Annotated in this window: 24 protein-coding genes and 3 pseudogenes; 16 read left to right on the forward strand and 11 right to left on the reverse strand. The window is 63.9% G+C overall.

Annotated features, from left to right (window positions below; translation table 11 throughout):
• Window positions 1–23: 23 nt before the first annotated feature.
• Window positions 24–719 (reverse strand): DUF998 domain-containing protein, encoded by a 696-nt coding sequence (locus tag ACFQZZ_RS00180; RefSeq protein WP_378671999.1) that lies wholly within the window; start codon window positions 717–719, stop codon window positions 24–26.
• Between the two features lie 39 nt (window positions 720–758).
• Window positions 759–1073, reverse strand: a complete 315-nt coding sequence (locus ACFQZZ_RS00185) for a hypothetical protein (protein ID WP_378672002.1) — start codon at window positions 1071–1073, stop codon at window positions 759–761.
• A 603-nt stretch (window positions 1074–1676) separates the two neighbouring features.
• On the opposite strand from ACFQZZ_RS00185, the gene ACFQZZ_RS00190 reads away from it, so the two are divergent.
• The 3 genes from ACFQZZ_RS00190 (at window position 1677) to ACFQZZ_RS00200 (ending at window position 3250) form a co-directional block, all read left to right on the forward strand.
• Entirely contained in the window at window positions 1677–1832 is a 156-nt protein-coding gene (locus tag ACFQZZ_RS00190; RefSeq protein WP_378672005.1) for a DUF6131 family protein, read from the forward strand.
• 198 nt (window positions 1833–2030) lie between these two features.
• A complete protein-coding gene (locus tag ACFQZZ_RS00195; RefSeq protein WP_378672008.1) occupies window positions 2031–2234 on the forward strand; it encodes a hypothetical protein in 204 nt (67 codons plus the stop codon).
• 197 nt (window positions 2235–2431) lie between these two features.
• The gene (locus ACFQZZ_RS00200; RefSeq protein WP_378672010.1) at window positions 2432–3250 is read left to right on the forward strand and encodes an RNA polymerase sigma factor SigF; all 819 of its coding nucleotides are present in this window, start codon (window positions 2432–2434) and stop codon (window positions 3248–3250) included.
• Window positions 3251–3306: 56 nt separating this feature from the next.
• Here the strand turns inward: ACFQZZ_RS00200 and ACFQZZ_RS00205 are convergent, their stop codons facing one another.
• A complete protein-coding gene (locus tag ACFQZZ_RS00205; RefSeq protein ID WP_378672013.1) occupies window positions 3307–3573 on the reverse strand; it encodes a hypothetical protein in 267 nt (88 codons plus the stop codon).
• Between the two features lie 114 nt (window positions 3574–3687).
• Here ACFQZZ_RS00205 and ACFQZZ_RS00210 point away from each other — a divergent pair, with 114 nt between their 5' ends.
• The 3 genes from ACFQZZ_RS00210 to ACFQZZ_RS00220 all read left to right on the forward strand — a co-directional run bounded on the left by ACFQZZ_RS00210 (window position 3688) and on the right by ACFQZZ_RS00220 (window position 5132).
• Complete coding sequence (locus ACFQZZ_RS00210; protein ID WP_378672016.1) at window positions 3688–3918, forward strand: hypothetical protein; 231 nt, start codon at window positions 3688–3690, stop codon at window positions 3916–3918.
• Between the two features lie 184 nt (window positions 3919–4102).
• The gene (locus ACFQZZ_RS00215) at window positions 4103–4336 is read left to right on the forward strand and encodes a hypothetical protein (protein WP_378672104.1); all 234 of its coding nucleotides are present in this window, start codon (window positions 4103–4105) and stop codon (window positions 4334–4336) included.
• A 376-nt stretch (window positions 4337–4712) separates the two neighbouring features.
• Window positions 4713–5132, forward strand: coding sequence for a DUF1918 domain-containing protein (locus ACFQZZ_RS00220; protein WP_378672106.1), 420 nt, complete (start codon window positions 4713–4715; stop codon window positions 5130–5132).
• A gap of 295 nt (window positions 5133–5427) precedes the next feature.
• Here the strand turns inward: ACFQZZ_RS00220 and ACFQZZ_RS00225 are convergent, their stop codons facing one another.
• Window positions 5428–5826, reverse strand: coding sequence for a hypothetical protein (locus ACFQZZ_RS00225; protein WP_378672019.1), 399 nt, complete (start codon window positions 5824–5826; stop codon window positions 5428–5430).
• Between the two features lie 767 nt (window positions 5827–6593).
• On the opposite strand from ACFQZZ_RS00225, the gene ACFQZZ_RS00230 reads away from it, so the two are divergent.
• Window positions 6594–7031: a low affinity iron permease family protein gene (locus ACFQZZ_RS00230; RefSeq protein WP_378672022.1), complete on the forward strand. Its 438-nt coding sequence runs from the start codon at window positions 6594–6596 to the stop codon at window positions 7029–7031.
• A 56-nt stretch (window positions 7032–7087) separates the two neighbouring features.
• Window positions 7088–7222: pseudogene (locus tag ACFQZZ_RS00235) on the forward strand (DUF1206 domain-containing protein); the annotation flags it as partial.
• A gap of 106 nt (window positions 7223–7328) precedes the next feature.
• Here ACFQZZ_RS00235 and ACFQZZ_RS00240 read toward each other — a convergent pair.
• Window positions 7329–7715: a tetratricopeptide repeat protein gene (locus ACFQZZ_RS00240; protein ID WP_378672025.1), complete on the reverse strand. Its 387-nt coding sequence runs from the start codon at window positions 7713–7715 to the stop codon at window positions 7329–7331.
• Between the two features lie 622 nt (window positions 7716–8337).
• Between ACFQZZ_RS00240 and ACFQZZ_RS00245 the strand changes: the two genes are divergently transcribed.
• The 4 genes and pseudogenes from ACFQZZ_RS00245 to ACFQZZ_RS00260 all read left to right on the forward strand — a co-directional run bounded on the left by ACFQZZ_RS00245 (window position 8338) and on the right by ACFQZZ_RS00260 (window position 10326).
• Window positions 8338–8784 carry a hypothetical protein gene (locus ACFQZZ_RS00245; RefSeq protein ID WP_378672028.1) on the forward strand — a complete coding sequence of 149 codons (447 nt, stop codon included), beginning with the start codon at window positions 8338–8340 and terminating at the stop codon, window positions 8782–8784.
• Window positions 8785–8861: 77 nt separating this feature from the next.
• The gene (locus tag ACFQZZ_RS00250) at window positions 8862–9035 is read left to right on the forward strand and encodes a CsbD family protein (protein ID WP_378672031.1); all 174 of its coding nucleotides are present in this window, start codon (window positions 8862–8864) and stop codon (window positions 9033–9035) included.
• Window positions 9036–9134: 99 nt separating this feature from the next.
• Window positions 9135–9443, forward strand: a pseudogene (locus ACFQZZ_RS00255) (acyl-CoA desaturase); the annotation flags it as partial.
• 19 nt (window positions 9444–9462) lie between these two features.
• Complete coding sequence (locus ACFQZZ_RS00260; RefSeq protein ID WP_378672033.1) at window positions 9463–10326, forward strand: DUF1206 domain-containing protein; 864 nt, start codon at window positions 9463–9465, stop codon at window positions 10324–10326.
• 436 nt (window positions 10327–10762) lie between these two features.
• On the opposite strand, the gene ACFQZZ_RS00265 is transcribed toward ACFQZZ_RS00260, so the two are convergent.
• Window positions 10763–11188 carry a hypothetical protein gene (locus ACFQZZ_RS00265; protein WP_378672035.1) on the reverse strand — a complete coding sequence of 142 codons (426 nt, stop codon included), beginning with the start codon at window positions 11186–11188 and terminating at the stop codon, window positions 10763–10765.
• A 102-nt stretch (window positions 11189–11290) separates the two neighbouring features.
• Window positions 11291–11701 carry a hypothetical protein gene (locus ACFQZZ_RS00270; RefSeq protein WP_378672038.1) on the reverse strand — a complete coding sequence of 137 codons (411 nt, stop codon included), beginning with the start codon at window positions 11699–11701 and terminating at the stop codon, window positions 11291–11293.
• A gap of 167 nt (window positions 11702–11868) precedes the next feature.
• Between ACFQZZ_RS00270 and ACFQZZ_RS00275 the strand changes: the two genes are divergently transcribed.
• Window positions 11869–12333 carry an IS630 family transposase gene (locus tag ACFQZZ_RS00275; RefSeq protein WP_378672041.1) on the forward strand — a complete coding sequence of 155 codons (465 nt, stop codon included), beginning with the start codon at window positions 11869–11871 and terminating at the stop codon, window positions 12331–12333.
• A 1-nt stretch (window position 12334) separates the two neighbouring features.
• On the opposite strand, the gene ACFQZZ_RS00280 is transcribed toward ACFQZZ_RS00275, so the two are convergent.
• A complete protein-coding gene (locus tag ACFQZZ_RS00280) occupies window positions 12335–12745 on the reverse strand; it encodes a DUF4189 domain-containing protein (protein ID WP_378672044.1) in 411 nt (136 codons plus the stop codon).
• Window positions 12746–12896: 151 nt separating this feature from the next.
• A pseudogene (locus tag ACFQZZ_RS00285) lies at window positions 12897–13045 on the reverse strand (MbtH family protein); the annotation flags it as partial.
• Between the two features lie 803 nt (window positions 13046–13848).
• Between ACFQZZ_RS00285 and ACFQZZ_RS00290 the strand changes: the two are divergent.
• Together ACFQZZ_RS00290 and ACFQZZ_RS00295 are read left to right on the forward strand one after the other, a co-directional pair.
• A complete protein-coding gene (locus tag ACFQZZ_RS00290; RefSeq protein WP_378672047.1) occupies window positions 13849–14322 on the forward strand; it encodes a MarR family winged helix-turn-helix transcriptional regulator in 474 nt (157 codons plus the stop codon).
• A 47-nt stretch (window positions 14323–14369) separates the two neighbouring features.
• Window positions 14370–15035, forward strand: a complete 666-nt coding sequence (locus ACFQZZ_RS00295) for an SDR family NAD(P)-dependent oxidoreductase (protein WP_378672049.1) — start codon at window positions 14370–14372, stop codon at window positions 15033–15035.
• 569 nt (window positions 15036–15604) lie between these two features.
• On the opposite strand, the gene ACFQZZ_RS00300 is transcribed toward ACFQZZ_RS00295, so the two are convergent.
• Window positions 15605–15988 carry a phage tail protein gene (locus ACFQZZ_RS00300; RefSeq protein ID WP_378672052.1) on the reverse strand — a complete coding sequence of 128 codons (384 nt, stop codon included), beginning with the start codon at window positions 15986–15988 and terminating at the stop codon, window positions 15605–15607.
• Window positions 15989–16443: 455 nt separating this feature from the next.
• Between ACFQZZ_RS00300 and ACFQZZ_RS00305 the strand changes: the two genes are divergently transcribed.
• Window positions 16444–16674: a hypothetical protein gene (locus ACFQZZ_RS00305; RefSeq protein ID WP_378672055.1), complete on the forward strand. Its 231-nt coding sequence runs from the start codon at window positions 16444–16446 to the stop codon at window positions 16672–16674.
• 876 nt (window positions 16675–17550) lie between these two features.
• Here ACFQZZ_RS00305 and ACFQZZ_RS00310 read toward each other — a convergent pair.
• The gene (locus ACFQZZ_RS00310; RefSeq protein ID WP_378672058.1) at window positions 17551–18774 is read right to left on the reverse strand and encodes a cytochrome P450; all 1224 of its coding nucleotides are present in this window, start codon (window positions 18772–18774) and stop codon (window positions 17551–17553) included.
• Between the last annotated feature and the right edge of the window lie 293 nt (window positions 18775–19067).

The following is a 19067-nucleotide window of genomic DNA, read 5'->3' on the forward strand; positions in this document are numbered from 1 at the left end:
TCGCTCGGATGGGTAGCGGCACATCATGGGTGGGAAGGTGAGTTCCCGGTGGTGAATGGCGATTGGCCTCGACGCCGTACTGCATCGCGGACCGGTGCGAGCACGATTGCGGCGCCGGTCACGGCCATCCAGGTCGGTAGCGGGTAGAAGACGAGCCGTTCGGTGATGCCGACCTGCAGGCCGATTGTCAGCAGAACCGTGCCGGTGAGTCCGGTCGATGCGCAGAAGGCCGACCAGATCGCGACCAGGCGGCGTTGTTTCCACAACCAGATCGCCAGCAGGATCAGCACGATATGGCGGGATACGAACGCGGGCATCACGGCCAAACCGTGTACGACGATGCCGTCATTGGATGGGAACACTCCGGTTGCGGCGGTGCTCAGACCGATGATGACAGCGAGGGCGACGATCGACCACTGGCGCGGGCCGTGGGGAATGTAGTCGCGGAATCCGATGGCTCCCAAGATTGTCAGTAAGCCGAGTGCGACGAATGTCGCGTTCATGACCAGATGCAGCGGTGAGCACACATTGGGTGTGCAGGTGGTGATGCCGAGGTCGCTGATCGTGTCGTGGCGGAAGCTGTAGGGCGTTTTCCATGCGGTGGCGGTCACGAGCTCGGCGAGCAGATAGGCGAACACCAGGGTCCACGCGACTCCCGCCGCGATATGTCGAAGATTGCCGCCGACCGAGTCAGGTACCGGCGTGTCGATGGTGAGCACAGGATGCGGATTCGTTGGTGGAGTTGGGATTTCGGATCGTCAGCTGGTATGGGCCGACAATGCGCGCGTTTCGACGGCGAGGTCTCCGTCCTCGGTGAGGGACGCGCCGTAGGTGACGCGTCGTTCGTCCGGGTTGTTGCGCATGTCGCTGTTGTGCACGGTCAGGCTGGGCAGGGCGCCGAAATTCACCAGCAGATAACGATTTTCGACCGTGTGAGAGTCATCGGTGAGTGCGACGGTGAAGATCTGCCCGCGCGAGATCCAGTCGCGTGCGGCGGCGGCCACCGCGGGGGATTCGGTCGAGGGAAAGTGCAGGGTGAAGGGCAGGCTGGGAGAGTCCAAGTAGGTCCCCATGACGGTCCACATCCGATCGAGTCGATGTTTTGTCGTGCTTCGGTGAGCGGCCGACCGGCCCGTTCGTCGGACGAACCACTGTAGTTTTCCAGTGTAGACCTACAGCGTTGACAATGCGTTCCGGGCGGCGTCTACTGGAAAGAGCAAAAGATCCGAGCGAAGGCTTCGAGGATCGCCATGGTCATCACCATCGAGCTGGCCGAGCTGAGCATGCTGCTCGCAGGCTCGAGCAGCAGCGCCCGCCGCGGAGCGAAGGCGCGTCGCGATCTCAACCTCGCCCGCCAGGACCCCACCCAACTCGGCCCGGACCGCGGCTGGCGATGTGGCGGGCCACAGCCCTTCGACATCCAAGGCGCTCCCGCGCACTCCGGCCATACCGGCAAATGCCGCCGCGGTCGATGCATCCGGCGATGCCGTCGGGCCGGGATCCGAAAAGCCGCCCACGCCCCGCGGACGCGAGTCGAGCCAGCTGATCGGAGATAGGTCGGCCGGTCCCGGGCCGGTCGACACACCACGGGGCGACCAACGCCGCTACTCGCGCCTATCGACAAGTCTGCCTATGCCCCAAGACATCTCACATATTTCAGAAATCGGGTTTCGTTCATGATCATTCTCGGCGCCGTGCTCCTCATTGCCGGACTCTTACTGGGCATGACCCTGCTCATCACCGCTGGTGTCATCGTGCTGCTCATCGGTGTGGTGCTGATGATCTCCGGCATGGCCGGCCGTGCTGTCGGCGGCCGACGCCACTATTACTGACCGGGTCCCGGCGCGGCCGGGCGAAGGTCCGGTGGCGCCTCGATTCGCCGACGGGGCAACTGATTCAGAGGAAAACGCGATGTGGCGATCCACTATCGGCAATCGGATCGAAACACCCTCGATCCACGGGAAACGAATTCGACGCGGCATTCAGGGTATTCACGCCCCTGGCAGGCCGGAATCCAATGGAGGTGCGTGATGGCCCGATTATTTTCGTTGCTGGTGCTCGTATGGCTGATCATCGGCGTGGTCGCCGCCGGTCAACGAGGTTACTTCACCGACCGTGACCAGAACTGCGCAAGCTTGGGAACCATCGCGGTGACCGTGATCGCGGGACCGCTGAACTACGCAGGCGTCAACCCCAAGGTGAACAACTGCGAACTGCCCCAACCCAGCCCATAACTAGACGCCACGGTAGATGTCGAGGTCTGCTCGACGGCAGCAACCGAGACCGCGTTGGTCCGAGCAAGTTTCGGCCCGCGCATCGTGGTGACCCTCACTCAACTCGATCGACAACGGCCCCGAACCCCTACGGCACTGCGGTGTCCGGGTTTGCGGCGGTTGTCGATGTCATCTGGATCTGATCCGAGGCAGCACCGATGAGCTATCAGCCGACACTGACTTCCCCTGAACGGACACGACGCACGGGCCGCGGCGCCGACAGTTACGACAACGTCGAACCATTGCTCGTCCAGCTCGCGGAACTGGACACGGCCGACCCTCGTCGAATTGCTGTGCGGGAGGAGCTGATCCGACGCTGTCTACCATTGGCCGAGCACATCGCCCGCAAGTTCGCCGGACGCGGTGAGAACTTCGACGATCTGCTGCAGATCGCTCGAATGGGGATGGTCGCTGCGGTCGACCGTTTCGACCCCGATCACGGCGCGCCGTTCCTCGCTTTCGCAATACCGACCATCATGGGCGAGGTGCGCCGACATTTCCGCGACTACACCTGGTCGGTGCGAGTACCGCGGCGCCTCAAGGAAATCCAGCAGAAGCTCCCCTCCACGATCGACACGTTGTCCCAGCGGATGGGGCGTATGCCCAAAGCCGCGGAGATCGCCGAGGAACTCGATGTCGATCTGGTCGAGGTCACCCAGGCACTGATCGCCCGCAACGCCTACCGAACCTCCTCGATCGACGCCTACACCGGCGGCGACAACGACTACGCGCCGACGTCGCTGTTGGACACTCTCGGCGCCGAGCAATCGGAGTACCGCACCGTCGAGGACTGCCTTGTCGTGAAACCGTTGATCGCCGCGCTGCCCGAGCGGGATCGCCAAGTGCTGATCATGCGGTTCTATGAACACCAACCGCAGATCCAGATCGCCGAATCTCTCGGCGTCTCACAGATGCAGGTCTCGCGGATTCTGGCCAGACTGCTGAGTTCGTTGCGCGAACAGGCATTACGCGACTGAACAACCAGCCGGAGGGGTGGCGTTCAGGGGCCGAGGTGCAATCGGCTGACGTCTTCTCACTGTGTCTCGCGGTCTTTCGGCGGTGTCTCAGGTGTTCGCGAGTCCGGATCGATCTTGTCGGCGCGCTCGAACTCCTGGTTCAACTCGTCGCGGGAGGTGCCCGCTTCGCTGCGATGTGCGGCCGCTTGTTGTTGCAGGCCCGCCGCCTGGGCCGACTTGACGTCGGCTTCGGCCGCCGCGGCCCTGGCCTTGGCCGCGGTCTCGTCGGCCAGCAGCAGACCATCCCATGCTCTTCGCGGCGGGATGATCCCGATCGTCACCATCGAAGCCGATGATCCACCGGGCTCAACACTGTAGTTCCGAGGTGTAGACCTACGCTGTTGACACCACGTGGCCGGAGCTGTGTACTTGAAGAACCAACAGATCCGAGGCTCGACATGATCGTCATCATCGCCCTGATCGTCGGCATAGTCATCGGCGCCATCGGAATGGCCGTGCTCAGCTATCTATCGCCAGATGCCCAGCGCCCCGCCCTCGGCGGCGCCGCGCGCCGCCTTCTCGGCCGATCGCGTCCTGAAGACACCGCGCTCAGCCGCGACATCAACGAACACGCCGGCGGCTCGCGGCATATCCGCACCAACCCGAGTTGGCGGGACCGACTCGAGTAACCAGACGACCCCTCGGCTTCGCCTTCGAGCCCCGACGCCCGCCCACTGCCCACATCGGGATATCGCAGGGTCCGGAGTATGTGCCGAATGGCGCTCCGGATCCCGAAATCTGCACCAGCAGTAAGACATTCGACTAAATGGAGATAATAAAATGAGAGACACATACGCAAACGACACCAGGAGAATGCGCGGAGGTCGCCGTTCGAGAACGACCAGCGTCCTCATAGTGCTGGTGTTCGTGTGGTTGATCATCGGCGCGATCGCTGCTGGGCAACGGCACTACTTCGGGAACGCACCGGAGAACTGTGCGAGTACCGGAACTATCGCGGCAACTGTCGTCGCCGGGCCGCTCAACTACCTCGGCATGAACCCGAAAGTCGATAACTGCCACATCGATGTGCCGCAACCCAGTCCGTGATCGCCATACGGTCGGCGTATCAGTTGCTGGCCCGCAGTCCCGACGCAATGGACCACCACGATGAGTGCACCGCAAAGACTCGACGCGACCACCCATCAGCACCTGGTCTCTGCCGGACGACGTGATGAGCCTGCCGCAGGTTATTTCCCGTGGCGACTGGCTGATCCGGCGCCAGGAGGTGCTGGCCCAGGTCGACACACGCTCTGGCGACTATGTCTCCCGCGCTGGGTGAAGTCGAGTAGCGACCCGGGGAAATTGGTGGCCCCCTGCCGACCCTTCCAAGCTTCAAGAATACGGTTCTCAGCTCGTCGCTTTAATGGTTTCGATAGACCAGACACTCGAATGAAGAAGCGTACGAAGGGATGCCAATGCATGCATCAACGGGTGCCGACTCGTCACGCACGGCCGAACTGTCGGCGAGCGCGACCGGATCGTCGAGATCGTAGAAGTGCTCGGCCCGGATGGCACACCGCCATACCGGGCACGCGCCGAGAACGGCCACGAGTCCATCGTGACGCCCGGACCAGACTCGGTGGTGGACCATCGCAAGGGATCGGGAGACCGGTTACTGAGTCCGAGAAAGCCAGTACCGCAACGGTACCCAGCTGAGCGGGTGGCCGCCGCAGAGACGTACTGGAATCGGCATGATGTCGTGAGCCACAGCCCAGCTGTTCTACGCTCGACATCGCCCTCGGGGATCGGAGATTGCAGAGCGGATCAGGCGACGCCCAAGCCCCCGCTATCGCTGTCAGGTGGTGGGGATTCCCTCCAGACCCCACCACCGACATGCCCTTAGACGTGGCCTCCACTGAATTGCTCGGTGGTCTCGATGGTTTCTCCGGGAGCGCGACGCTGCACAACACCGCGAGCGCGAAGATGTCGTTCCTCTTCTGCGTCTTCACGTCGGTGTGGCGATGCCCCTCACAGGCCATCGCGGGCGTGCTGATCATGGCCCTGGCGGGCGGGGCAGGATCGTGCAACTCCGCCGCGGCTACCGACGCCTCCCGACCGCTGAGCGCAACGTCGCGGTCGGGACCGCGTCGGTGCTCGTTTCCGAGCCCCGGACAGCCGGAGAAACCCCAGGGTCAGTGTCAGGGGTTGCGCGACGGCTGTTCCGAATCTGTCCCCGGCTGCGTCTCACGTGACTTCGAGTCCGGATCGACCTTGTCCGCGCGCTCCCACTCCTTGTCCAGTTCGGTTCGCGAGTCCGCTGCCTCGCTGCGATGCACATGCGCCTGCTGGCCAAGCCGCTCGGCCTGCGCTGCCTTGGCCTCGCCCTCCGCCTTTGCCGCACGGCCCCTGGCGGCGGTCTCGTCCGCCTGCGCCTCTCGCTGACCCACCTCGAATTCCTGCTCCGCCGCGCGCTCACGGATACCCTCGGCTTCGACCCGACGGTGTTCGCGCCGTTTGCGGATCAACACCCAAACAAGCGCGGCCACAAGCAAAATGACCATAACCGCGGCTACGATGATCACAATGGTGGTGCTCATCTTTCGACTCCTCGCACCCTCCCCCCTCTACTCTAACGCTTCTCGACCGGCCCTGAGCTGGGACAATGAGCGATCAGCCGCCAGGGTCGACCCGGCCCGGATCTAGCGTCAGCGGGGAGAGCGGGGGCTACGCTGATGGTGCGACAGAGCCGCGCAACGGACACCCTTGGACAACCGGGACAGACCCTCACCTCTTTGGTCACCGAAGGGTGTTCCTGCGTTCGCGCGCAATCCGGTCCGCATCGTCGCCCGCGTCGGCCTCGGCGGCCCCGCATTGGTGGCCTTACAGGATTGTTGCCGTGCGTACAGGCGGAATCACCGGATCTTCCCCGGAACCGCCTTTCCCGACGGATCCTGGGATGGGGAGGACTCAGCGACAAGCAAACCCTGGCCGCGTGGAGCGCCGGTCTCACGGCCGCGCAATAACGATCAACCCGATGTCCAGTGGCGTCCCGAGACCAGCATGACCACCGCACCCGACGAACTCCCCACCCGTCAGTTTCAGAAGTCGACGGCACAGCAGGTCAACAGTGAGTAGCACGACGATGTTCGGTGCGATGTGCTCATCGCAGGGCTGTCGCTTCGCGATGAATGAGGGCTGATTGCTACAGATGTTCGTCGGCGAGGGGCTGGGGGAGACGCGGAAACTGCGTGGCAGTCGATGGTTACCGTCCACGTCGCGAATGAGATGCCGTTGCCGGCGATGCGCGTCAGCGCGCGTGATTGTCCGGATGTGGCGAGGGTGAGATGCGACTAAACTTCCGGTGATGGAGCGACGCAGCGAGGCCGCGCGAAGCCGTGGCGGAGGTGATCGCCGGTCACCGTTTGACCGGTTCGTCGAGCAGGCCGAGCTGCGAGTGAGTCAGGCTCCGTTCTTCTTCGTCTGTGCCGGGATCGTCGTGGCGTGGCTGATCAGCTTGCCATGGTGGACGGACCTCAAGACCTGGCAAGTTGCTATTCATACCGTTGCGAGCGTTTTCACGCTGCTGTTATTGGTGCTGCTCGAGAACGCCAGCCGCCGCGCAAGCGAGGCCTCGCAAGAGAAGCTCAATGTCATCGCCGACGCGCTGGCCGCGCTGCTGGCGTCATCCGCTTTCGACGATCCCGAGCTTCGAACGGCCGCGGGAAGCGGTTGGACTCGAAGAGCGCCACTGAGATGTGGTTGTACGGGGATTCATCGGCGGCCAAATCCCGCCGCCCAGTGACCGGGCCCCGATAGGCGGGGACCGGATTCGCTCGCACCGGCCACCTACATCTTCTGTCCGCCGGACTCGACGGTGGCTTCAAAACCATCGGGGCGCAACCCTACGGAGTAGCCCTCCTCATTGCGGCCGGCGCAGGAATCATCACCTACGGCCTCTACAGCTTCGCCATGGCCCGATACACCAAGATGTAGTCGGGCACAGCTCCGAGCAGCCGAGCGGAGCTTTTGCCAGGGTTTCGTGGCGCGGCCCGTTTCTCGTTCCGGACTAACGCTCACGAGAGCTGCGCGGCTTTGACGCTCAGCCGCCCAAACCGGTCAATGCTTCGGCGACCTGGGCTGCGAGCGGACCGCCGACATCCTCGTAGTAGCTCAATGCGGCTCGGTATTCGACGGCGGCTTGATCGGGTCGGCCGGTGGCGAGATACGCGCGGGCGAGCAATCGCCGCGTGTCGGCGGTACCCTTGCGGACGCCTTCGAGCTGGAACAGTTCCAGCGCCTCGCGGAGAACTGTTATCGCCCCGTCGGTTTCGTGCAGGGCGAGCCGTGCTCGGCCGAGGACGAGCCGGGGCTTAGCCTCGTTGTCTGTCTCGTTCTCGTACTGATCGAAGGAGGTCTGCGCGGCCTGTGCATCGTCGATTGCCGGTTCCCATTGCCCGAAGTCCGCGTAGGCGCGTGATCGTTGCACCGAAGGATCTCGAAGGCTCGCTGTCGTTGTCGTGGATCGATCCGCGCGTCATCGGCTGCGGCGACGACGTCCCATGAGCGCTGGTAGTACTGCAGCGCGACCAGCGGTTCTCCTTCGCGCGCAGCGATTTTCGCGATCCATTCCACCGCGCTCTGTTCGCCGATGGCGTCGCCGAGCAGCCTGGCCGCGTCCAGAGCATCGGTGAAGCAGCGCCGTGCGTCGTCGAACTGTCCGACACCGAGGTAGGCCGCGCCCAGTCGCGAGGACAACTGCATGATGGCGGCTTCGTTGCCAGTGCCCGAGCGGAGTCGAGTCCGTCGCGATGGGTATCGATCCAGGCATCGTAGAGACGGTTCACCCCCAAGTATCTGCTGTCCAACGACGCGCACGCATTGTTTCGCAGCGTACTTCGCGAGGCGACCGATGAACTCGCCCCGGCGACACGGGACGCCCTGGTGGCCGCGTGCGGCGGATTTCCGCTGCGGATCAAGGTGCTGGCTGCACAGATCCGGCGCCGAGTCCGCAGTGCGGAACAGCGTCATTCGCCGATCGTCGTACACCTTTGACACCTGGGGGAATGCGGCGTTGACTGGGAATGGCAACGTGGCCCTGGGAGGCCGTCATGATCATAATCTTGGGACTGATCGTCCTGCTCGCCGCCGTGATCGTCGGACTTGCTGGCGTGCTGAGCAACAGCGGGGACACGCACGAGCTGACCAATGGTTTTGCGGTGTTCGGATATCACGTTACCGGTTTCACTGGAACGCTGTTTCTCTACGGCATCATTGTCGGCGCGGTCGGCCTCGTCGGGCTCAGCCTGCTGCTGGCCGGCGCCCGGCGCGGCCGACGCGCCCTGAAAGAGTCCCGCCGCGAAACAGCGGACATGTACCAGGATCGCGACCATCTCGCCGAACGAGAGTGCCAGGCGGTCGCCGCGAACCGGGACACGGCCGACGTCTCATCGCACGGTGTCGATCGCGATCACCGGCCTTTTGGGGGACGTGACTGGCGGCACCCGTTCGGCCACCGGCCACGTGGAACTGCCACCAGCCACGGCGTCACCCCCTGACCGGCGTCCCGGCACTGAATCATCCCCACGACCGGCGCGGCCGCGTCGGCGAAAACATCAGAGGAAGAAGCCCCGTTATGAGTATGGGTAAGAAGATCGCACATTCGGCTGAGGCCGCCAAGGGCTCGATGAAGAAGCTGTTCGGTAGAGCCACCCGGAACCGCAGCCTCGAGGCCAAGGGCCGAGTCGGTCAAGCCAAGGGCAACCTCAAGCAGTCCGGCGCCAAGGTCAAGGACGCATTCAAACACTAAGTCGATGCGCTGTGCGCAACCCGCACGGCGCACCGGCCATCCGGGCAAGCCAACCCCGAAATGAGGTCGTCCTCATGATCATTCTGTCCAGAACGAGAGCGGGCGGAATGGTATCTCCGCCAGATGCTCGGCACGGCCAATTTCCGAGCTGGCAGGGTCATGGCTTTTCTGAGCGGCAACCTTCTGCAATCAAATCGACCACCTGCTTCCGATTTTCCTAGCAACCGCTATGCGGAGATCTCCACGGTGCGGGCATGGTGTGAGAAATACGGCCTGCCGCACACCATCAGTTCGGTCGCGGGGCAGCAGTGCCTTCTGCCGGTGCGCACTATCCACAAGCTGGCACTGCCAGACCGGTTCTGCTCGCGACCTCCGATGACCGCCGACGGAGCTTTTCCCACCACTAATACGAGGCGAGCACAGCACCATGCCTGACAACAATCGGTCCCCGACGTCCTCCAGAGCATCGTCGTCGGCGTCCTACGACAACTCATCCTCGGCCGCGGGCCGGGTTGCCCAGAATAGCGTGTTCGAGCGATTCGCCCGCGCAGGCTTCGTCGTCAGCGGCATCGTGCACGTGATCATCGGCTACATCGCCATCCGAATTGCCCTCGGCGGTGCAGGCGGCACCGCCGACCAATCCGGCGCCATGACCGAACTGGCCGCCAAACCGGGCGGCATCGTCGCCCTGTGGGTAGGTGTCGTCGCGTTCGGGCTGATGGCGCTGTGGCGGCTCGCCGAAGCGGCACTGGGCAGCTCCTCCAAACCTGACGCCGACAGCAAGAAGTCCGAAGCGATCAATCGCGTCAAGGCGTTCTCCCTGGCGGTGGTCTATTTCGCCTTCGCTGTCTCCGCGTTCGGATTCGCCCGCGGCCGCGGCAAGTCCAGCAGCGACGAAAGCGCCGGGCTCACCGGACGCTTGATGCACACCACCGCAGGCACGATCGTCCTTGTCGCGGGCGGGCTGATCATCATCGCGATCGGCGGCTATCACGTCTACAAAGGAGCCAGCCAGAACTTCCTCGACGACCTCGAGGGCACTACCAGCGACCTGGTGCGACGGCTGGGCACCATCGGATACATCGCGAAGGGACTGGCCATCGCCGCGGTCGGGTTGCTGGTGATCCTCGCCGCGACCCAATCGGAGCCGAGCAAGGCCGCCGGACTCGACGGCGCCTTCAAAACCCTTGGGGCGCAACCTTACGGCGTGGTCCTGCTTGTCGTGGCCGGTCTGGGCATCATCACCTATGGCCTCTACAGCTTCGCCATGGCCCGATACGCCAAGATGTAGTCCGGTCCGTGCGCCCCCCAGTACGACCTACTGGGACGCTACTCGAAACGCGGCCGTCTGAGCGATCACGCAGGGTCATCAGTGAGCCTGGCATCGCCTTGGATCAGAAGTGTCTCCTCGATCCCGCAGGGGCTCGGCGTCGGGATGCTGGCTCGTCGAGTGAGGCGCCGCTGCGAATGGACGTCGGCGATGATCGATGTCCGTTGCCATTTGATGTGACGCAGAAGATGGGTCGTGAGCGGCCGTGCGCCAAGTATTTGGCAGACGATCGTGTGGGAGTCTTGCCAGATTGTTGACGCAATCTGGTGTTGGCTTTGTGGGGAATCCTGGCGTGGGTGAAGATCGTCCCGGAGTGGAAGTCCGGACGAATTCCGGCGCGGTGTGAACAGGCGTGAGCGCTATCGGGCCTCGATGCCGGGCGGGACGACGAAGGGTTTCAATCTGCCGCAGCGCCTGACGGATCGAACCGAAAGTGCTCGAGAATCCGTGCATCCCCGGTGGGGGCGTTGGTAAGGCACCAGGTGTCGAAGTCCTCGCGACGGTAACGGGCATCGGCCGGAACGAGGCGTATTTGGGGCCGCTCGTCCATCCACCAGATGAGAAAGTCCGCGGTGGTGCCTTGGGTGGGCCATCGGCTGGCGCCGTCGGGAAGCAGCAGAACATCGACGAAACCGGCGACGGGCAGGCCCAGGTCGATGAAGATGCCGATCGTGCCCAGCCGTGGGATCTGCGCGACGGTTCCGGTCAGGCGTTGCCCGAGAACGAGATTTGAGCGCAGTTGATCCCAGATGTCCGGGTTGTCGCGCAGATGATCCCAGTTGTATGGATCGTGTGGTTGATCTTCGTTGTCCGGTTCGCGCATGTCGGTGAGCGTATCCGCCGCGGATCAGCTGGTGGAGTGGGTGGTCGTGGTGCGGGCGAGGGGGTAGGAGTCGGCGCCGGTCTCGAGAATGCGGCGTGGATGTTAGAGGCTCAATTCGAGGGTCAGTTCGGTTAGCTGGGTGCTGATCGGGTCGGTGGCGTTGCCGAGGCGAATGCGCGGTTCCGCCGTGGTTGTCTTTGTCGGGGTTTCGACTTCGCCGACGACCGGCAGCGGGGTCCGAGGTGCTGGGCCGCGCCGGTTCCGCAGATAGCTGCTGACAGATCCGTAAGTGACTGCGGCGTGGTGCTCGTCGAGCAGGCGTTCCCAGACTTCGCGAGCGCTGATGGTGGGTGCGCGGGTCAGGAGAGCGTCGATGTGTGGGATGAGCCCCTCCAGCGTGGGCCGTGCGCGCGCGGGATAATTCTTGCGGGCGGGAGGGTTTGGTGATTCGAGCGCGGCGTGGACCGTGCGCCAGCCGACGCCGTGTTTGCGTTCGATTGCCCTGACCGACATGCCGGTGACCGCGTCGCGGCGGATGGTCGCGAAGAGCAGACGCTTGGCGTTGTCGTTGTGTTGCTTGCGCTTTCGACGGTCCGCAGCGACGCCAGTCTGCCGGGGGTGGCTTCCCGCGCGCGGCGAGCTCGGGGAATAGGAGCAGAACGACCGGCGCGGTCCGGCCGGTGACGACGGCGAGTTTGTCCGGGTCGCTGTTCGCCGCGCTCGAAGTCGCCACCGGCAAGGTCACCGGTGTTTGCAAACCGCGCCACCGCCACCAGGAATTCCTTGCTTTCCTACGCCACGCCGCCCGCGCCTATCCGACCGGTGAACTACACCTGGTGATGGACAACTACGCCGCCCACAAGAAGGCCGAGGTCCGCGACTGGCCGGCCGAAAACCCCCGCATCCGAGTGCACTTCACACCTACTTCAGCCTCGTGGATGAACCTGGTGGAGGTGTGGTTCGGCATCATCGAACGCCAAGCCATCCACCGCGGCACCTTCCGCAGCGTCCGCGAGCTGACCACCAAGATCCGCGAGTTCATCAACGGCTGGAACCCGCGCGCGAAGCCCTTCGTCTGGACCAAGACCGCCGAACAGATCCTCGCCAAGGCTGACCGCCCAACAACTTCAAAAGCGGCCCACTAGATCAAGGCCGGGTGCAGGCGTGGTCGCCATTGAACGAGCCGGCGCTTCCGGTGCCGGTGGGGAGGTTGCGGGTGGCGTCTGCGTATGCCTCCCCTGGGGTCGCCCCTTTACCGAAGCCCACGATCGGGAACCCTGCGACGATCGCGAGCGGACTCGTCACGACTGCACCGCAGCCGTTCGCGAACGTCACCATCATCCGGCAGTCGATGATGCCTTGACCCTTGCACGCTCGGTCGGCGGCTCGAATGGCGTCGGCTTCCGTCGGGTGGTTGACCGAAAACGCGTAGACATTGCCCCACACGCTGAGGGAAACGGCGCCCCAGTTGACCGGGTCGGCGGCGGCGGGCGGTGCCGCGAGGACGGCAGCGGCGCTCACCGAGAGCGCGGCGGCCGCAAAGGACTTGTTGAACATGTGGTGTGTGCTTCCTCTGCGCGCCGACTAGGGTGCGGCGATCGCATGGAAGATACCGCAGCGCATGGACGCGAGGTCGCCCCAAAGTCATGGGGTCACGGCAAAGACCGTCACGAACTGCGGCGTTCGTGACGGATCTGCCGAAACCGATCTAGTCGCCCTTGGCTGCGCGAGCGGCCTCGTCGGCGGCATCGCCTCGCGCAGCGACTTCGGACGCATGTCTGTCCAGTTCTTCTCGACGTACTCGACGCGCGCGGCGCCGCTGTCTTCACCGAAGACGATCTTCCAGCCGGCGGGAACTCCGCCTTCGCGACCGCCTTGCGGGTTCGGTCCGAGTCCACACCGGCCACCACCGGCAGCGCCGCCCGCCACAATCGGGCCGAGTCCTCGTGCTGCCCGCCAGAACAACCGGAACGGCTGGGAGCCGATTCCGCTCACCTCCAGCGACGAATCGAATGCCATCAGCCAGTCGCGCTCCACCCAGGACTCGTAGCCGACGTGCGAACCCGTCGTCGCCGACCACCACGATCCCGAGAAGTTCTTCTGATTACGGAACGACGGAAACCTCCGCGCCGGGTCAACCCTGTCGAAACGCACTGCCGCGCAAGCCAGCAGAGGCAACCGGCAACGACCACCAGCATCCGGATCGACGAACTCCACCCAGCACTCATCGCCACCGGCAACGGCGACGACAACACCCACGACCTGGACCCCCGAGCAAACAGTCGGAACGAACGATCCGCGTCAGGTTAGTGGCAGAAGCCCTGTACTTGTGCCAGAACGATGGCAATGCGTCAGGTCAATTGGCAACGGACAATCGAGGCCAGTGCGGGCCGAAGTCTGCCGATGAGTGGTTCTGGTCGTGAACCTCGACAGCGTTTGGTCGCGAATCTCGACACCACCCGCCCGAGCGTGATGTTCGCGGTCGCGAATTTCGACACCAGAGCCGCAAAGGCTGATCGCGAGCGGCCGAGTCGGTGACCGACCCAGGCCGAGCGCTCGTCAACATCGTCGCCACGCCTCTCTCAGCCGACACGATTCACTTCAATGTTGTAGTGAATGTCACTAGTCGTGACTTCAAATTTGAAGTTAGTGTGGTGAGTATGGAAGAGGAAACGCAGCCGCGCTGGCTCGACCCCGAGGAGCAACGGATCTGGCATGCCTTCGCCTATGCGCTGGTCCGGCTTCCGGCGGCGCTGGATGCGCAGATGCAGCGCGACGCCGATATCAGTCACTTCGACTACCTCGTACTCTCGGCACTGTCCTCGATGCCCGAGCACACCTTGCGCATGAGCCAGCTGGCCCATTACACCGGCGGCACATTGTCGCGGCTGTCCAACGTCGTAGCCAAGCTCGAAAAACGTGGCTGGGTACGCCGGGAACCGGACCCGTCCGACGGCCGCTACACCCTGGCCATCCTTACCACCGAAGGCCAGGACAAGGTCGTCGCCAGCGCACCGGCCCACGTCGAGGAAGTCCGCCGCTTCGTATTCGACCCGTTGACCCGAGCCCAGCAGCGCCAGCTCGGCGCCACCTCCGAGCGCATCCTGCACGCCATCGACCCCGACCGCCCCTGACGGTCCACGGTCAGAACCTCACACCCCACCACAACGAAGGAGCTCCCATGCCCACCCTCGCCATCGTCGGAGCAGGCCCCGGACTCGGTCTGTCCATCGCGAAAGTCTTCGGCGGCAACGGTTTCGCCGTCGCACTGATCTCGCGCAACAAAGACAAACTCGACGGCCTCGTCCAGGAACTGACCGCCTCCGGCATCACCGCGGCGGCCTTTCCCGCCGACACCGCGAACCGCACCGAACTCGCTGCCGCACTACAGGCCGCTGCCGGGCGCTTCGGTCGTATCGATGTCCTCGAGTTCTCCCCGCACGCGGGCTTGGTCATCAGCGCGCCGCAGGAGGTCACCGTGGAGAATCTCCAACCGCAGATCGACCAACTCCTGCACGGCGCGGTCACCGCCACCCAGGCGGTGCTGCCCGCAATGCTGGAAGCAGGAGCCGGCACCCTGCTTTTCACCACCGGCGGGGGCGCGATCAACCCCTACCCCATGCTGGCCACCACCAATATCGCCCAAGCGGGCCTACGCAACTGGGCGCTCAATCTCCACAACACCCTCGCCGATAAAGGCATTTTCGCAACGAACGTGGCCATCAACGTCTTCATCGGGGCGACCGCCCCCGAAGGCATCCCGCACGCCGCCCCCGACGACATCGCCCGCGTCTACTGGGAACTCCACACCGACCGCGACCGTCCCGAGCACCTCGTTACCGCCTAACAGCGGACCCATCCGCAGACAAGGTTTCGGCAACCACGAACCGGCCGCTCACGAGATTCCACATTCCTCAGATTGATTGAGTCATCACCACGACGGGAGGCTCAGTCGCTATCGGTCTTGATGTTCATGGTGATAACGATGGCTCGAGGCCGCCGCATCTGTGCCGGGCGCGGAGCGTTCCACTGAATGAGTATGTAGCGCTGTCTGGTCGCACGAAGGCAGGAGGTGTCCGCCTCGCGCTTCCGCGGTCGTCGCAGCGTGGTCTGGGTGCTCGGGGGGCTTCTCAGCGCCTCTCGGGACCTGAAGGGTGGCCCGGTTTGTGGATCGCGTCCACACGCCTTCCGGGTGGTGCCGAGGGCGGTTTCAGCGCGCCCGGCGACCTGCCTTCTCGATGGAACCGACCGCCCCCGCGCCGCGTCCAAACACGCATGACCAAATGAATCCGAGTTTCCGCTGAATCCTGGCCCGCACACCAACGAGAGCCTCGCCGAGGAATTCGCGCGGTGGCGGGCCTGGGTGCAGCGGCGGTACTTCGCGGGTGATGGGCCGCCTAGTCGGCCCGCCACAGATTAGAGCTGCTCGACTCTCATGTCGTCGTAGGCGAGAGTGACAGTCTCACTCGCTGGCCCCGTATTGTCGGCCTCGAGCGAAGGTCCCGTCCAACTGCTGCACCAGGCGCGATGCAGGATAATCCGGTGGACAGGCTTCTTATTAGCGTCCATCGCGGTGATGGTGACGTTCTGCCTGGTGGAAGACGGGTCGTGGTCCCTCGACGTGAGATTGATCCAATCGGTGAACGCTTGGCTCCGGTCAAGCCCCCGGGTAATCCTCACCTCACCCGGCTTGCCCTCCGACGCCTCGCTGATACCCGACACATCCTGCACCGTTTCCACCCTGATGTTGCCCAGATCGATGGCGAAGGTGAGGGTGCCGATCTTGTCCTGGATTTGCATGACGACCTCCTGAATTCGTAACCGGTGGGTTTCTCTCTCATGAGGCAATGCCACTTGAGAATACGGCGTGGATGGGGCCGCCGGAGTGGGAAATCGCTTCATCCCGTCGAGATATCAATCGAACACAAGTTCGAACCGCGCGGCATTCTTGATGGATGACCGCCCGCTCGCTATACACCGTCGATGGCTGCGTCGTCCCGCCTAGAGAACTCGTGCGCACCGCGGCTGGGTGGGTCGAGCCTGCACCCGTCCGGTGTCCGACCGGCCACGTGCTCGGGCCCCGTCGAGTCCTTGTCGGGTAGATCCCATGCGTGGCCCCCGGCCGGACCGGGCACCGAACATGTCGATCCAGGGGAGGACCCCTGCGAGACCGCTGGTCGTGAGGCAGTCGAAGAACGGGGCATCCACGGCGTGTTCGATGTCGTTGGCCGGGCGCACCACTGTTCTTGTCGACCATGACCACGGTGGGCATCGACAGCGGACACCAAGACATCGCCCTGTGGTACGTGATCCGTGGCGACCGATCGCAGGCATACACCCTCGATCCCCGCGAATTCGGTGAAGGTCGATGGTGGGGCATCGACAACGACATGATCCCCATGACAGACCCCCATTTCGGGCGGTTTCTGGCCAAGCTCAAGTCGACACTGTTGCTGCGGGGGTCGAATCTTCAACGAGTCGAGTGACTCGCGGGGCACCAAGAGACGACCTCAATGTGGTTGCCTGATCAGGATGGGAACTCGCCGCGGATCGAGCTGCCTGATCGGTGGGTGTTGTTGGGCTTGCCGATTCACCAGCCCGTTGCGAACCAAGATCCGATGCACGGTCGCTCGTGCTGGCGCAGCTATGTAGCCGCGCCTGTCAGTTCATGGCTTATCCTGCGAGCACCCCAACGTGGATGCTCTTGCTGCAGTTGGCAAATCAGGGCCTCAACCTCGACGATGACGCGACTCGGGATGGTCCGCGCGGTCGCCGGGAGCGATCCTCCAGCCCCGCCACCTTCCTGCAGGAATCGCCTGCGCTACGTGTGTAGCGACGGTCTCGACGTCCTGTATCGGGCTGCGACGTCACCGATCGGCGAACCACCTAGCACTTCGCACACCGCCCGGTAGCGGTACTCCAGCATCGCCTGCTGATCTACAACCATCCCGCTCGCGCCGTCGACAAGACCGACCGAAAATGACGATCGATCAGCACGAAACGTCAAGCGTCACTCGATAACAAATGGTGAAGGAAGTCCTGAGCCCGCACACTGACACATGAACCCAGAGCATCGTCTGCCACTTAGTTTGACGCACCGCTGCGCACCACCCGTCCTCTGCGTCAGACCAACTCGCAACGGACACTGGCTGCGCTGACATGGAGCCCGGGTGACGAGCACCGGGACTGTCTGAAAATCAGACACTTCCCGAGCACCCGATCGAGGGGCGCCGGCGAGTTAGCAGTTCGCCGCGGGGTGGGCGGGTACTGCGACCGGTGACCTCGTGAGTCACCCGGAGCTTCTGCACCCCGCCCGACGCCGCGGCCGATGGCGACTTGATTCCCCCTTCGAATACCGCTGCCTATTTCAGGAGTACCGGCAGGTGGTCGTGCCCGTTGGCGATGAAACCGGGTACCGTGCCGAGTTCGTCGGGGGAGACGGCTAGTTTCATGTGCGGGAACCGCTGGAAGAGTGCCGGAAGGGCCACCTGTGCCTCCAGCCGTGCCAGCGGTGCGCCCGGGCAGCGGTGGGCGCCGTACCCGAATGCCATGTGGTCTTTGTTCTTCCGTGTGGGGTCGAACTTGTCCGCGCTGTCGCCGTAGATCTTGGGGTCCCGGTTGGCACCGGCGGGGCAGGCGAGTATCGGATCGCCTTCGGTGATCGCCACGTCGCCGAGGACGAAATCCTTCACCGCGTAGCGCAGCGGGGCGTGCGCGATCGATGGCTCCAACCGGAGCACTTCCTCGATCACATCTGCCCAGCTGAGACTGCCGTCGAGCGTGGCGGCCAGGTGGTCGGGGTTGGTGAGCAGCAGGTATATCGCCTGGTCGATCAGGTCCACCGTCGTCTCGTGCCCGGCGTTGACCGTCAGATAAAGCGTCCCGACAAGTTCCTCAACGCTGAAATTCTTTGCGGGGTCGTCGACATGGGAGATGAGTGTGCTGGTCATGTCCTCGGCGGGATTCTCCCGGCGATACGCGACGAGGTGCTGCAGGAGCCCGATCATCTCCTGGTAGTTGGTTACGGCTGCTTCTTCGCTCAAGGCGATGTCGAAGATGCCGTCCACGCATTTCCGCAGTGGCCCGATCAGGTGCTCGGGAACTCCCATCAGCTCGTTGATCACACGCAGAGGCAGCGGATAGGCGAAATTCTCGCGGATGTCCACGGGGTGGCTCTCCGGCGCGGCATCCAGCCCCGTGACCAGATCATCTGCGATCGCTTGGATGCGGGGCTGCAGCGCTGCGGTGCGCCTGTTGGTGAACGCCGGTGCCACGAAATTGCGGAGCCGACGGTGTTCGGATCCGTAGGCGGTGAACATCGAGCGCGTATTCACCCAGTTGAGGAGAGGAAAGTCCTTGCCGATCTCCCCATTCCGGAACGCCGGCCAGTGCTGGCGCGGGTCCTTGGAGACGTCGGAGCCGGAGAGGATCTCCTTGAGTATGGCCGCGTCGGTTACCGACCATGCTGGCACTCCACCCGGGAGCACGACCTTGGTGACTGGCCCCCGCTTCCGGATGCGGGCGATCTCACCCTGAATGTCAGGACCTTCGGGATCGAGGATGATGGGGTCGGTGTGGTTGTCCATGCGAACTCCAATCTGACCGTAAACCGGCGGGCGGGGGTTTGTGTTTTGCCCCCTCGGCCTCTGGGGCCCTTTCAAAGGTAGCCGTCGATTCCGTTGGGTCGCTAACATTTTCGGCAAAGATGGGATGTTTTCGGCAAGTGGCGGGTCGGGGGAGAAGAGGTGACGCTGCTTGGCGGAACTGGCCAGCGGGCGAGACCAGTTTGCGTATCCGCCGGTGATCGGGCCCGGTGGCGGTGAACATGTTCTTCACCGCCACCCACGTTCAGGCGAGGGTCCCGCGCAGAGTCAGGAAG

Origin of the sequence: Nocardia sp. GCM10030253, from assembly GCF_042675075.1 — a bacterium.
Taxonomy (GTDB): Bacteria; Actinomycetota; Actinomycetes; order Mycobacteriales; family Mycobacteriaceae; genus Nocardia.

Coding starts and splice junctions, on each gene's coding strand:
- ACFQZZ_RS00280 (WP_378672044.1), bottom strand. CDS start 12,745: ATGTTCAACAAGTCCTTTGCGGCCGCCGCGCTCTCGGTGAGCGCCGCT.
- ACFQZZ_RS00310 (WP_378672058.1), bottom strand. CDS start 18,774: ATGGACAACCACACCGACCCCATCATCCTCGATCCCGAAGGTCCTGAC.
- ACFQZZ_RS00305 (WP_378672055.1), top strand. CDS start 16,444: ATGACCACGGTGGGCATCGACAGCGGACACCAAGACATCGCCCTGTGG.
- ACFQZZ_RS00230 (WP_378672022.1), top strand. CDS start 6,594: ATGGAGCGACGCAGCGAGGCCGCGCGAAGCCGTGGCGGAGGTGATCGC.
- ACFQZZ_RS00265 (WP_378672035.1), bottom strand. CDS start 11,188: ATGCGCGAACCGGACAACGAAGATCAACCACACGATCCATACAACTGG.
- ACFQZZ_RS00260 (WP_378672033.1), top strand. CDS start 9,463: ATGCCTGACAACAATCGGTCCCCGACGTCCTCCAGAGCATCGTCGTCG.
- ACFQZZ_RS00205 (WP_378672013.1), bottom strand. CDS start 3,573: ATGGTGACGATCGGGATCATCCCGCCGCGAAGAGCATGGGATGGTCTG.
- ACFQZZ_RS00190 (WP_378672005.1), top strand. CDS start 1,677: ATGATCATTCTCGGCGCCGTGCTCCTCATTGCCGGACTCTTACTGGGC.
- ACFQZZ_RS00250 (WP_378672031.1), top strand. CDS start 8,862: ATGAGTATGGGTAAGAAGATCGCACATTCGGCTGAGGCCGCCAAGGGC.
- ACFQZZ_RS00215 (WP_378672104.1), top strand. CDS start 4,103: ATGCGCGGAGGTCGCCGTTCGAGAACGACCAGCGTCCTCATAGTGCTG.
- ACFQZZ_RS00295 (WP_378672049.1), top strand. CDS start 14,370: ATGCCCACCCTCGCCATCGTCGGAGCAGGCCCCGGACTCGGTCTGTCC.
- ACFQZZ_RS00185 (WP_378672002.1), bottom strand. CDS start 1,073: ATGGGGACCTACTTGGACTCTCCCAGCCTGCCCTTCACCCTGCACTTT.
- ACFQZZ_RS00210 (WP_378672016.1), top strand. CDS start 3,688: ATGATCGTCATCATCGCCCTGATCGTCGGCATAGTCATCGGCGCCATC.
- ACFQZZ_RS00245 (WP_378672028.1), top strand. CDS start 8,338: ATGATCATAATCTTGGGACTGATCGTCCTGCTCGCCGCCGTGATCGTC.
- ACFQZZ_RS00300 (WP_378672052.1), bottom strand. CDS start 15,988: ATGCAAATCCAGGACAAGATCGGCACCCTCACCTTCGCCATCGATCTG.
- ACFQZZ_RS00270 (WP_378672038.1), bottom strand. CDS start 11,701: ATGTCGGTCAGGGCAATCGAACGCAAACACGGCGTCGGCTGGCGCACG.
- ACFQZZ_RS00200 (WP_378672010.1), top strand. CDS start 2,432: ATGAGCTATCAGCCGACACTGACTTCCCCTGAACGGACACGACGCACG.
- ACFQZZ_RS00290 (WP_378672047.1), top strand. CDS start 13,849: ATGGAAGAGGAAACGCAGCCGCGCTGGCTCGACCCCGAGGAGCAACGG.
- ACFQZZ_RS00195 (WP_378672008.1), top strand. CDS start 2,031: ATGGCCCGATTATTTTCGTTGCTGGTGCTCGTATGGCTGATCATCGGC.
- ACFQZZ_RS00225 (WP_378672019.1), bottom strand. CDS start 5,826: ATGAGCACCACCATTGTGATCATCGTAGCCGCGGTTATGGTCATTTTG.